This is a genomic window from Brevibacillus sp. JB24b (assembly GCF_051713385.1).
In the GTDB taxonomy this organism is placed as follows: Bacteria; Bacillota; Bacilli; order Brevibacillales; family Brevibacillaceae; genus Brevibacillus_B; species Brevibacillus_B laterosporus.
In genome coordinates this window covers 2,425,887-2,438,835 of the sequence record NZ_JBNVQV010000001.1, presented here as the reverse complement: position 1 = coordinate 2,438,835, position 12,949 = coordinate 2,425,887, and the positions used below count along the sequence as shown (strand labels likewise).

Sequence of the window (12,949 nt, the reverse complement as noted above, 5' to 3'; positions counted from 1 at the left end):
CAAAAAGAGCTGTAAAACCTCAATGGTCTACAGCTCTTTTATATTTACAGGGTTTCATTTTGGGCATACTAATCCAAACAGCATTGTTCACAAGCAAGATATTCTCTACTCAATTCAATTACGTAGCTTTTCTCCGGGTCATTGGTCTCCCATGAAGTGGCGAAGCGTACATGGTGAGAAATGCCGATTAGGTCATAGGTCTGCACGAGATGCTGCCGCGCCGTTCCCATAATTAATGAATGTAATTGAACCTGTTTTTCTTTAGCTACCTGCCCTAATAACTGGCGCACTGGTGGAGATATTTCTCCAATACCATCTGTAATCATGACAAAATCAGCAGCCTCGAACTTTGGATTCTCATCCAGAATATGTATGCCACGCTTTATTGGTTCATCGAAATTAGTGCCTCCACCAAAAGCCTGTTGAGCTAGCTGATAAAATCCAGTCCAATCCGGCTTTTTATAATACAAAGGGCGTTCGACAACCTCACCCTTTGTCCCAAATAGCATTAGCATAAAGTCACGTTTTTCCAATAAAGAGATAGCTGCGAAAGTCATAACAAAAATTTGGGCTAGCCGAAGTTTAGCACCTCGCATAGAATGAGAACTGTCTAACATGCAAAGAACAGGTCCACTAGGAGGGTCATCGCGCCATCCAATCGTATCATAAGTAAGTAATTTTTGTTCTAGTGCCTTGACCATGAAGTAGGTTTCTAAATCAGGATCAGCGAGTAATACCGCTTCGCTTGCCAATAAATGGGACAAATTCCCAGATTGTCTTAAATCATCATATTCTTCCGGTATCCGTCGCTCTTTACGCTTTTTTTTACGCATGGAGAATTCATGAACGTTACGTCCCACTTCCTGCAAAAAGTGTATCAGGTCTGGATGCTTTGTAAGCTGTTCTACCCATTTTAAATATTTTTCATATGTTTCTCGTCTTAATTTCCCTAGTTCACTTCCCCAACGCCGATTCGAAAAACGTTGACTCGCCTCTAATAAGGCGTGCAAGTATGAGGTATCCTTCTCTTCTGCCTCTAATGACTTCTTTAATGATTGATGTAACCAATCACCCAATTCTTGTTCTAGGTGATGTATTGCCGATTTTTCTTGCTTCATGAGGCGGTCTATTTGCTTCTGTTTTTGCACTACTTCCTCTTCTAGCTTTTTTATTTTCTGCAACAGCTTGGGACGCTTTATATAATTCGTTTTCATCTCTTCTTGCAACTCTTCGATTCGACTACGCAATAACCGCACTTCTTCTTCTACCAACGGACGAGTAGATTGAGATTCTTCTTTTTCCTCAACCATCCGCTTGCCCTGCTGTAAGGTGTAGCCTACCAATCGCAATTGCTCCTGTTGTTTTGGAGTCAGACGCTCTAGTAGTTGATCCGTTTGCTCAGGTTGGTTCGATTGCTCATCGCCTTTCTGACCCTGCTGTGGTTGATCTCCAACACCTAGCATCCTGTCCATTTTTCTACGCTTCTCCACCTCTTCTTCAAAGCTAGAAACCAGCCACATAAGTGCCTTACTCGCTGTTTTAAAAGAGGCGCTCTCTCTGGCTATTGTTCTTGGATGAATACTTTGGTAAAAATGCTGACGCAACAAGGAACGTATCATCCAACGATGAAAAGGAGAAACATCACTAGCTTCATTTACCTCCGGTTGTTTCAAATAAAAAGCTAAGAAAAAATCAAACAAGAGTGGCTCACTAAACCATGGCGATTTACGCTTCGTTTCCTCCACCCATTCCTTTGCCATACGAGAAGAACGAAAATAAGCATCAAACACATAGCGATCTACACGCTGGTGTCGTATAAACATATCCGTTCACCACCACTACAAGGTATAGTCATACTCAACTCCAGGAAGCTCACGGTCAAACAATGTACGATACAAGCCCTGCAGGATTTGTAATTGTCGTTCACCCTCCAGACGCAAGTGAGCAAACTTCACCGTATAGGACTCTACATGTAGCAGCATGAAATTTTTCTCCAAAAGATAACCAGGCAGGTCCCCTTCATGTTTAAGCCATTCCGTCAGCTTTTGTTGTAAATGGCGTGCTGTTTCCTCCAATTCTATTTGGCATTGCTCTAGCATTATTTTTGCTTGTTCTGAAGCTTCCTTGGTCATTTTCGAGCCAATTTCCTTTTTAAATTGGAAAGCATGGAGTTCTTCTTCTTTTTCCATCCATTTGCTTGAAACTTGTTCGTAGTAGCGCAATGGTAGCTCCTTTTCTAGCTCTGCCTTCAAAGACTCGATAAATCGTTCTTGGTAAAGCTCAATCAGTGTCGGCAAATCTTCGGGCACGTCCCATAGCATATGTGGGGTGAACACCGTATCCCATAGAGAAACTTCTTCCCGCCCATTTAACACAGCGGAGGTCTGCCATACCAATGCAATTTTACGCAAACGACGATCAGAGATAATGAACTCTTTATCTTCCATCTGCTGCTTTAATCTATATAAGAAATAAACAAGTGATTCCGGTATATGTACTTTAGAAGCAGCCTGTTGTACATCTTTTACTTCGTACATGTTAAATAAGGTGGGAAGTGGCTCCGATTCGAGTTGGAACATTTTTTCGTAACTGGAGGCAAGCTTCAAATAGCCAACCTCATAACGAATCAGAAACCGATCATATAACGCTGCTAATTGCTCCTGATCGTCAGGTAGTTCGTTAGAGGCCGCCATCACAAACATTAACGGCACTTCCTCCTTCTCTTGACCATTAAAGAAGATACGTTCATTTAATATAGACAGTAAGGCGTTTAAAATCGCACTATTAGCCTTAAAAATTTCATCCAAAAATGCAAATTGTGCCGTAGGTAGATATCCATTTGTTTTGCGCACATATTGATCCTGCTTTAATTGTTGTAAGGAGATGGGTCCAAATAATTCATCCGGTGTGCTAAAGCGTGTCAATAAATATTCAAACCAATGATTGGTACCAAATAATTGTGAGAAGGCACGAGCTAGCTGTGATTTTGCAGTTCCTGGCGGTCCAACCAACAAAGCATTCTCACCGCTCATGACCGCTAAAAACAGCAGACGAATCAATTCCTCTCGCTCTAAGAAACGCCCTTCCAATTGCTTAATAGCGCTTTGTATGCCACGTTGCATAGCTTTCGTATTTGGCTTCATACATCTGCTGCTCCTCTCTGATACAAATCTGCTTCCATGATGACATATGAGAGTAAAAAAAGAAAGTTGAGCACTGATTAAAACCGCAGGTATTAAGGTGACAATAAGGATACAAACCATAAATTGGAAGGTGAATGTGACATGCCTCACGTGCATTTAAGCGAAGAAGAGTATCAGGCCATGATGGACCGAATTTACAAAATTATTTCCCGTACGGAAGAATTAGACCAAGTGACCCATCATCTAATTTTTGAAGTCTGGAGAATCCTACATTTCGGAAAAGTGGACAGTCCTCCCCCCATCCAAGTATTACCAAAAGCTGAGTAGTCCAAAAGATGAATCGAATCATAACACAAAAAAGCTCGGTTTTCCAAAAGAAAGCACGAGCTTTTTGTATCATGAATTTTAGATTAACCATCCGTTTCTTCGTAAGTGAACATTTTACATAACCATATAGAAGAATTATTGTCATCGTTTTTCTTGACATCAATAAGTTTGTCTAACGCTTCTATATGATCAAGTACCGCAAAAGGTTCGGTAAGGACCGGTTGATAGCGGAGGCAGTTTGGAGTATTCCGCCTGCTCAGAAGAGTGCGCGTAGGGGTTTGAAAGAGCAACAAGAAGCCGCTCCATCACGCTGTAGTCTCCTTGGTTCACTGCGCTTTCTAAAGCGTCTTCTACCCGGTGGTTCCGAGGAATTAGCGCAGGATTGCTGTTTTGCATCAACTGATGTGCGGAGGCTTTCGATCCCTGCTGCCTGCTTAGTCTCGCCTGCCAGAGCTCATGCCACTGAGTAAATTCTGGAGTCCCAAACAGTACCGTGTCCTCCAGTGTATCAAAAGTTAAGGCGCGGAAGGTATTGGTATAGTCCGCACGATACTTCTGCATCATACTGAGGAGGTCTTTAATAAGGGATTCATCCTGTATCTCTTCGTTGCTTATTCCTAGCTTTGCTCTCATTCCCGTGAGCCAATTACTGTGATACAACTCAGTAAAATCTGAAATCGCATCCTGAGCCAGTTTGACTGCCTGCTCATAATCGACATGTAGCAGAGGCAATAGGGTTTCAGCCAATCGGGCAAGATTCCAACCAGCTATATATGGCTGATTGCCATAGGCATAGCGGCCTTGAATGTCAATGGAACTGAATACCGTTGCCGGATCATAGGCATCCATGAAGGCGCAAGGACCATAATCAATGGTTTCTCCACTAATGGCCATATTGTCAGTGTTCATTACCCCGTGAATAAAGCCAACCAGCTGCCATTTAGCAATCAGCAAGGCCTGACGCTTGATCACTTCCTGAAGTAGTAAAAGATAGCGATTCTCACCAGCTTCAACTTCTGGAAAATGTCGTTGTAATGTATAATCGGCTAGTACTCGGAGTTCCTCTTCAGTCCCCCATTTTGAAACGTATTGAAAAGTGCCGACGCGCAGATGGCTGTCAGCCACGCGTGTCAAAACTGCACCAGGCAGGTCGGTTTCACGAATGACTGACTCACCGGTTGTCACCACCGCTAGACTGCGAGTAGTAGGAATACCAAGCCCATGCATTGCTTCGCTGATGATGTATTCGCGTAGCATCGGTCCAAGTGCCGCTCGACCATCACCCCGTCGAGAGTATGGCGTTTTCCCTGAACCCTTAAGCTGAATATCAAAGCGTTCACCTAGGGGCGTAATTTGCTCGCCAAGCAGCAGAGCGCGGCCATCTCCTAACCTCGTAAAATGCCCAAATTGATGCCCCGCATAAGCCTGAGCAAGAGGAAAAGCACCTTTGGGAATCCGGTTACCAGCAAGCACTTCTACCCCATTTTCACTTTGCAGCTCCTGTACGTTCAACCCCAGAGATGTTGCCAACGGATCATTAAGAATGATCAACTTTGGTGAAGATACAGGGTTTAGATTGAGACTGGCAAAAAATGATTTCGGCAGTTGTGCATAACTGTTGTCAAAATTCCATCCTGTTTCTATTATTGCTTTTTCCTTTGTCATCGTATCTCCATTCCCCTTTTCTTGTTTATGTCGTTTATTATGCTAGTTTTTTCTGTTCCATTGAACAAAAATCATAAGTATTCTTTGGTATTTTTGGTTATCTATTTTCTATCCCCCACAAGGCAATCCCTGTTAGTGTCTACTTCTGCCAATTTATTATACTCTTTCGGCACATAGATGGCGCCCATTATCATATTTTTGGTTTTTTTGACACCAAAACAATTCTTGTAGAACCAGAACTAAGAGGGCAATCAACTTTAGAAAAAAATAAATAGGAGGGCTACTACTCCCCTCCTTCAAACCTAATCTTACTTATTTATTAGAAAACTTGGCTGTCGAGAAAGACTTCGTGCGACGATAAAGGAAAGATTTCTCCCTCCATCCTGTGTACCTTCGTTTTTAGTCCCTAGTAACCTCCTATTAATTCCCATAAATAGTATATACGAAAAAAGAGCCCCTTACTTATAGAAGGAACTCTTCTGTACTTGAAAACAAAATGGTTACTCGTTATGAAAACATTACTCAGGAGAAATCCCAGCCACAGCTTGGTTACCTTCTCCCATAACTCTGATAGATTCGGCTACCTTAACCATCATGGAACATTCGATTCTCTTACGAAAGATGTCACAACTAAAGTCGTAAGTTCCCTTGAGGGAGCCAGTTGCGTGAAGTGCATTGGCAGGACAACCGCCGCTACAGTATAGTTTCGCCCAGCAGTTCTGGCATTCAGGCTTCGAGTAGCAGTTGCTCTCTTTAAATTGGCATTGCATCTCTGGTTTTGTGATTCCATCCCAGATGTTTCCCATGCTGTATTCTTCATCCCCGACGAACTGGTGACAAGGAAAAAGCTCTCCCCATGGTGTGACAGCGAGATATTCAGTTCCTGAACCGCAGCCAGAAATTCTCTTTTGAATGCAGGGGCCTTCTGAGAGGTCAAGCATGTAATGATAGAAGGTAAAACCATTGCCATTTTCCTCGCGCTTGAGCATTTCCTTGGCGAGAATCTCGTATTGGTTATAAATCTCTGGGAGGTCATCCTCAGTGAGCGCATATGGTTCCCGTGGATCACAGATGACAGGTTCCATCGAAAGTTTATCAAAACCAAGGTCTGCGATGTGAAAAATGTCATTAGTGAAATCGACATTATTGTGGGTGAAGGTTCCACGTACATAGTATTCTTTGTCTCCGCGTTTTTCAACGAATTCCTGGAACTTCCGAACAATAAGATCGTAGCTCCCCTCTCCAGTGACTGTTTTGCGAAGTCGATCATGGACCTCTCTTCTTCCATCAAGACTCAATACGACATTATACATTTCCTGATTCAAAAAATCGGTGATCTCATCATTGAGCAGCATGCCATTCGTAGTAAAGGTGAAACGAAAAGTCTTTTTGTACTCTTTTTCTTTACTTCTTGCGTAAGCGACAATCTGCTTGACAACCTTCCAAGCCATGAGCGGTTCTCCACCGAAGAAATCGACGTCAAGGTTTCGGTGATGACCAGAGTTTTCCAATAGGTAATCAATCGCTTTTTGTCCAACCTCATAGCTCATGATTGCTCTGTCTCCGTTGTATTTTCCCTGACTGGCGAAGCAGTATTCACACGACAGGTTACAGGTATGCGCAACATTGAAGCAAAGAGCCTTTACATAAGTCGGACGATTTCTCAAATCAATAGATAGAGCCTTATATTCATCCTCTGTAAAGAGTTGCCCATCATTTTTTAGCTCCCCCACATCCGCGATTGTTTCTCGAATGTCTTCCTCGGAAATGTCAGATTCATGTGCGTACTTCTCCAACATTATCGCCACTATTTTTTCCGTAGGTGTATTTTCATAAAGCGCGATGATTTCATAGGCGAGGTCATCGACAACATGCACCGATCCACTATAGGTGTCGAGCACAATGTTGTATCCGTTTAGTTTATATTGATGAATCATACTTGATAATCAAGCTCCTTTTGCCCATAAAAATTGCCGCCCATCCGCATAGCAGCTGGGCGGTACATTTCCTGTTTCCTATCTGTTCATTGTGTTTTCACACTGCTGATTTGCAACTCCACAGGAAGTTTTGCAGGCTGACTGACAAGATGTCTGACAGGCGCCACATCCACCGTATTTTGCGGTATCCTTCAGTTTACGAAAGCTCAATGTTACGATTCTTTTCATCATGCACGACTCCTTTTAAAGATACTTTTTTGAAGAAATAAGACATACACATCGTGATTTTTTTCACATTATTCCCATGATAATTTTAGCAACACCTCTGGTCCACGTCAATCCGTACCGATGTCTTATCTGTGAAATATAATTGATTTCGCTTCCTCAAATGCCTCATCTACTTACGAGGACTAATCTTTTCATAAGTATGTAATTGCTATAGTTGATTTGTTCAACAGGATTTATCGATATAGCCAAAGAAACAGACGATTTTTACACCGTCTGTCTCCTCCGATTCACCTAGCGTAGGCCTTGCTTTTTTCTGTAAAATGCTCGCTGTGCGACGGTGCACGCCCGTAATCTCAGAGGCAATATCCCCCAGTTCATTCGCCCAGTCAACCGCGGAATTTTCCGCCACCAGAATTTAGCATCCGCTTGCCCCTGAATTGTATAATAGGGATTGGTTACCTCGTAGCGATCTGCCCCTTCCAATATCCAGTCGCTGCAAAGCACTTCTCACCCCTTTATCATTTTGTATGTCAAACAAGGCTTTAACTGAGTCACTCTGCTTCTCTTGGCTGCTCGAGACTAATCATCTGCCCGGTTGGCAACTGATGAGCACACTCTCTTACGTCTGTTTCATGACCAGTCTCACTGATATTGCAATACGTCCGAAAAGCCTTCCACACCGAAGCTTTCAAAGTCGTTCAGCTCCAGAATTCCAACTCCCTGCTCCCATTTATTAGAACTCTTTCTTCCTATTCCAGTTCAATCATTTGCAACTTAGCAAGAATTGCGGAGTTTTCGAATTAGCAATGTCTTAGTGGAAACAGTTCTGGGACTGAATCATACATTAGAGGACAGACATTTAATATGGAGGATGGCCAGTAAAGCGATATCTCTTTGCATCAGCAAATAACAATAAGCTTCATCAAACTTCATGCTTTCGATGTGATTTGTGACACTTTGACGCCTGCCAGCATAATGAACTATGACGGATTGTGCTGACCTTAACATTCACCAATTCCGAGGAAACTTATTGTAGCATGATTTATTTCTTGATAAATCAGAAAGAAAAACGTCCGAATCTTCAAGATTCAGACGTTAATTTACACACATGAAATTATAGGCACTCAGAAAAACTCCTAAGTTGTCTAACCGGTCAATTAAATTTAAAAGTTAAATAACCGATAACACCAAGGACAACAGCGGCTCCTAAAACTGACCACAAAATAATTTTTGTTGATTTATGCAATCTTTTGTCAACTCCTTATTCTGTCCAACCACGCCCGCCTGTTTTCCCATTCTTATCTCCGTAGACTTTTACATATGCTGAACCTATTTGAACGGATAAATCTTTAATTGGACCTATTTTATAATCAAAAACAACTGTAGCAGCATACTCCTTACCATTAATTTCGTCTGAACTAGAGGTTTTGGAAGTTTGCACTAGAGGATTTAGATTTCTTTTTACATATCCATTTGCTCCAAGTTTCTTAGTTACACCTTTTGAATTATATTCATATTCGCCTTCGACACGATAAATTGTCCAATCAATACCTAGTAAAGACATTGTATAGTCGTGGCTGATTGAGCGAGAAGAAGCTGCTATATCTAATGCTGGTGCAGATTTCTGAATCTCCTCAGAGCTGACGAAAGAATTTTGTATTACAGATATTGATTGCATATCATGTAACAATTTAGTTTGTTCATTTGAGGTTAATTCATTATATTTTCCTAAAATTTCTTTAGAATCCCTGACTGCCTGATCTAAAAATCGTGGGTCAACGCCAAGTCTTAATGCTTCTTTTTGGTCATAACTTTCTAAATACTGAGCGTATGATTGTGGACTTTCTAAAGGATTAGCATACTCCTTAGCATATGATGTACCGTTTGGTAAAACTAGCCCTGCCATTAATGCGCAAGTTAAGGATAGTTTTTTTAGAAAACTAGAAATTTTTTTGTTCATAAAGAATATCTCCTACTTTCCATTATATCATATTTTTCCAAGTAATAAGCTAATTTACCTACCTAGCTCAAAAAACAACATCTGTGTTGTTTTTTTGAAATGCAACAATGTATTTATCTAGTTGCTGATTCATTTGTAAAAACTGCTGAATTTGAAAATGAACTTCTTTTGAAATTAAATGGTTCTGTTCGGAGGATTTTTATATTTTTAAAAGTCGTGATATAAATTTTAATTTTCAGTTTTCATTTTTGGTAAGTGAGTGATAAAATGAACCTGAGTAACTGTTTTTGTTGCTTAAGGTGGGGGCGTTCCTATGGTCTTCAAACTAACAGGAACGCCCTTTTATTTGATAAGCAACATAGACTGATAGCGGCACCTCCTTCCTTCCTCCTGTGTATTACTTTACCATCAGTTACTGAAACTACCTTTAAAAATCTTGAGAGTGAAACGTTCTTAAAATTCCGACAAAATATTGCATATTTCCAATAAAAAAAAACGCTCCTCAAGTTATAGCCTTCTTTAGATTCGTTTTAGATGAGTTAATGACCAGGATCATCATGATTTTGCTTCACGGCTTTAAACATTACGTAATTTCCTGAATTAGAATAATGGATTACAGTAAAAAAAGATAATAATACCAACGAAACAGTTGCAATAATAGTAAAATATTTCTTCATTAGTTATCTCTCCTTTTCATTACCTTTATTTACCTTATTATATACTTCCGTTATTCTTTCCAGAAGAGATAATTCAATTTGTTTCCCTATGTCACAATGGGAGGAATAAATATATTCGGAGCACTCCATAATGTTATGTCGAGCGTTTATCTCGCTGTAAAAATACATACTTTTTAGATATGCCTCCATTCCATCATCAAATAGGCCATGTTTTACAAGAAATCTGCCCTTATATCTAAAATATTTACCTAATTCTAAATACTTATATGGCGAAATTTTACTATTGGTATTTCTTTCTTCTTGTCCTAAAATCTGCTGAATAGCAACAGTGTCATTGATTTTAAATAAGACCTCTAATAAGTCATTTACTCTATGTAAGCGATTATCTACTGTTGCTTCCTCTATACAATCTTTCAGTAATGGAATTGCTTCATAGTATTGCCCGGTTTTAGAAAGAATAATTGCACGAAAATACTTCACTTTTTCTATTATTAGACGATAGCCCAGTCTGGCATACATCTCAAGATGTTTTTCTAACTCTATATATTTTCCTAATCGTGAATGAGAATTCAAAATAGCTAAAGCTACTCGTTCTTTTAGCTTATTGTTCGTTGTGTCCTCTTCATGCCCCTTTTCTCCATATTCAATACACTTCTCATACCTCTCAATATTGTGTGCATTCAAAGAGATTTTATAGTAAAAATGAACTTTCTCATCCTTTCTCATAAAGTCAGTGTAATTTAGTACCTCCTCACCTACTTTAAACGACTCCTCTAAGTATTTTAGATCTTCTCGCTCAATAAGATATTTTTGGTATAAGCCTTTAGTTATGTAGTTAGGTAGTCCATGTACTCTGGCGTACTTAATAATAGAATTATAAAGTGCCACCTTGACATCATTATTCGTACCAATACTTGCAAGTTTATACACTTGCTCTAATGTTGTGTATGTATCTTTATTAGAATTTTCTAGGAATTTGATTACCACTTTAGTGATCAAAGAAGGATTAGAAATCTCAATAGCTTCTGTAATAAAATCATCATATATTCCATGTCGGTGTTCTATCTCAATATACCGTTCAATCATCTCTTCATAAGGGATGCTTAAAACTTCTGCGATTGGTTTTAAAGTCTTTAACTCTGGACGCTTCGTTTCCCCAGATTCAATCTTCGACAAAACCCCTTTACTGATTCCTGACAATCTTCCCAACTCCGATAAGCTAATTCCTAATTCTAATCTTTTTATTTTTATCAGTTCCCCCAATGTTGTGAAAGTTAAACTTTCAGACATATTAATCCCCTTCCATAAGTTATCATAGTAGCATTGAAGCCTTTATTATTTTTAACCTGATTCTAACCTTTATGTATAATTTTGTAAATAACAATAAAAATTATTGGATTAAATAATTCTTTTTTACAAATAAGAATTTTTGAAATATGAAAGATGGGTTCCATATATTCTGCTCTTGTTTAATAATTTAAATTCAGATCACAGCAAATAAAGTCAAAATAAAAAAGGAGTACGATTAACATTCCGCCTCCCTTTTAAGCTGTTATTATATTCTGTAAATAACCTTTTATGTTCTACCCTTTCATCACATTGTGAATCAAGTTATACATATGTATTTGTAATATCAATCCCATCTTTTATTAATAGTAGTAGGTTTCTTAAGCCGTTTTTTCTTTAGCAAAAAATACGGAAACATATCAAGTTTAAAGTATAAAAAACTTCCTAATGAACTTTACATTTGGGGGAGCTATCTCCCCCACTACGGTTTACTTCAATACATCTACTACAAATTTAGACCAGCTTTCTAGTCTTTCATATGTATCAGGTTGTAACAGCTCCTCGATGGTTGTCCATTTACCTTCAAGCTGTTCTATTTCTCTTACATTCACAATTGCATTCTCATCTAAATCAAGTGTTACAAGTAGCCCAATATGTACTTTACCCACTTCTTCAAGATCGTCATTGATAAAGCCAATCGTGTTAAATTCTCTCTCCGCTGCTTGAATGTCTAGCTCTTCTTCAAGCTCTCTGAGTAAATTCATCTCTAAGACTTCCTCAAAGCTATTAGTATCTTCATCATTCATGTGACCACCTGTGCCTAACGATAACTTATCATGGAGACGTGCTTCTCCCCCACCTGATAGACGTTTATACATGAACAGCTCATTACCCTTGCGGATCACAACATAAGGAATTGGTTGCTTAAAGCTTGGATCTTCCTCGGCATCTCCACGTCTCATAGCAGTGTAATGAGTTGAGATATTACTCATTAACTTCGTGATTCTATCAGGTTCTTTGTCAATCCCTTGGAAAACTAACTTCTCATTATCAAATAGGTTCGTTCGTTTTACTACTAGAATTTGTTCATCCATTTTACTCATTGCTATTCTCCCTTAGTCTAAATAATGTTCCCTCATCACAAATTGGGGGTTACTCTTGCCTTACCGTACCCATTTATTGAGAAGAAGTTAATAGGCTTCTCTCTTGGATTTAATCCATAAAGTACAAATCGAGTTATGTCACCTTCTTCACAATAGGGATCAGACGCTAGAATCATCCAAGCCTTCTCAGCGTTATCACGAAAGAAAATACTCTGCATCATGGACAAGCCCCATTTTGATTATAGAGGTCTTTAGTATACAGTAAATTTGTTGAGAGATGTTTGTTTAGCAAATCATAGGAACTTTTTGAAGAATTTCTAAGCTTGTAGAAACGATTGCTTCTTCCAAAACAACTGAAATGCACAACCTTCTTTCTCGTATCAATTTGAAATAGCTATATCTGACTGATTATAACGAATTTATTAATGAGAACATCAAAGGGATATTCCTTACAGATGAAGTTGTTAATCTATTAAAAGGGTATCTTTAAAAGCCTTGGGGCATTAGTAAGAAACGAAAACAATAATAGCTATTTGCAAAAGTTGTCCAAATAACTATTATTGTTTTCTATAGTAGGTGGGCCATATCATTTTCAACAATGTATCTCGCTACATAAAAAGAC

11 protein-coding genes and 1 pseudogene are annotated in these 12,949 nt (G+C 39.3%); 1 reads left to right on the top strand and 11 read right to left on the bottom strand.

The annotated features are described in order from the left end of the window. Positions 1 to 68: 68 nt before the first annotated feature. Together ACQV1I_RS11895 and ACQV1I_RS11890 are read right to left on the bottom strand one after the other, a co-directional pair. Complete coding sequence (locus ACQV1I_RS11895; RefSeq protein WP_116334514.1) at positions 69 to 1,823, bottom strand: vWA domain-containing protein; 1,755 nt, start codon at positions 1,821 to 1,823, stop codon at positions 69 to 71. A gap of 15 nt (positions 1,824 to 1,838) precedes the next feature. Continuing rightward, entirely contained in the window at positions 1,839 to 3,143 is a 1,305-nt protein-coding gene (locus tag ACQV1I_RS11890; RefSeq protein ID WP_116334515.1) for an AAA family ATPase, read from the bottom strand. Between the two features lie 141 nt (positions 3,144 to 3,284). On the opposite strand from ACQV1I_RS11890, the gene ACQV1I_RS11885 reads away from it, so the two are divergent. Continuing rightward, positions 3,285 to 3,470 (top strand): hypothetical protein, encoded by a 186-nt coding sequence (locus ACQV1I_RS11885; RefSeq protein ID WP_094701615.1) that lies wholly within the window; start codon positions 3,285 to 3,287, stop codon positions 3,468 to 3,470. A 189-nt stretch (positions 3,471 to 3,659) separates the two neighbouring features. On the opposite strand, the gene ACQV1I_RS11880 is transcribed toward ACQV1I_RS11885, so the two are convergent. The 9 genes and pseudogenes from ACQV1I_RS11880 to ACQV1I_RS11840 all read right to left on the bottom strand — a co-directional run bounded on the left by ACQV1I_RS11880 (position 3,660) and on the right by ACQV1I_RS11840 (position 12,548). Continuing rightward, positions 3,660 to 5,135 (bottom strand): protein adenylyltransferase SelO, encoded by a 1,476-nt coding sequence (locus ACQV1I_RS11880; protein ID WP_094701616.1) that lies wholly within the window; start codon positions 5,133 to 5,135, stop codon positions 3,660 to 3,662. Positions 5,136 to 5,653: 518 nt separating this feature from the next. Then, a complete protein-coding gene (gene scfB, locus ACQV1I_RS11875) occupies positions 5,654 to 7,072 on the bottom strand; it encodes a thioether cross-link-forming SCIFF peptide maturase (RefSeq protein ID WP_116334516.1) in 1,419 nt (472 codons plus the stop codon). 78 nt (positions 7,073 to 7,150) lie between these two features. Continuing rightward, positions 7,151 to 7,300 (bottom strand): six-cysteine ranthipeptide SCIFF, encoded by a 150-nt coding sequence (gene scfA, locus ACQV1I_RS11870; protein ID WP_116334517.1) that lies wholly within the window; start codon positions 7,298 to 7,300, stop codon positions 7,151 to 7,153. Positions 7,301 to 7,631: 331 nt separating this feature from the next. Continuing rightward, positions 7,632 to 7,783: pseudogene (locus ACQV1I_RS11865) on the bottom strand (thioredoxin reductase); the annotation flags it as partial. Positions 7,784 to 7,851: 68 nt separating this feature from the next. Then, on the bottom strand, positions 7,852 to 7,992 hold the full coding sequence (locus ACQV1I_RS11860) for a hypothetical protein (RefSeq protein WP_161555095.1): 141 nt from the start codon (positions 7,990 to 7,992) through the stop codon (positions 7,852 to 7,854). A gap of 569 nt (positions 7,993 to 8,561) precedes the next feature. Continuing rightward, a complete protein-coding gene (locus tag ACQV1I_RS11855) occupies positions 8,562 to 9,260 on the bottom strand; it encodes a hypothetical protein (RefSeq protein ID WP_116334518.1) in 699 nt (232 codons plus the stop codon). Positions 9,261 to 9,940: 680 nt separating this feature from the next. Further along, positions 9,941 to 11,227, bottom strand: a complete 1,287-nt coding sequence (locus ACQV1I_RS11850) for a helix-turn-helix domain-containing protein (RefSeq protein WP_116334519.1) — start codon at positions 11,225 to 11,227, stop codon at positions 9,941 to 9,943. 485 nt (positions 11,228 to 11,712) lie between these two features. Further along, positions 11,713 to 12,327 carry an NUDIX domain-containing protein gene (locus ACQV1I_RS11845; RefSeq protein WP_094701620.1) on the bottom strand — a complete coding sequence of 205 codons (615 nt, stop codon included), beginning with the start codon at positions 12,325 to 12,327 and terminating at the stop codon, positions 11,713 to 11,715. 35 nt (positions 12,328 to 12,362) lie between these two features. Beyond that, positions 12,363 to 12,548: a hypothetical protein gene (locus ACQV1I_RS11840; protein ID WP_094701621.1), complete on the bottom strand. Its 186-nt coding sequence runs from the start codon at positions 12,546 to 12,548 to the stop codon at positions 12,363 to 12,365. Positions 12,549 to 12,949 lie beyond the last annotated feature (401 nt).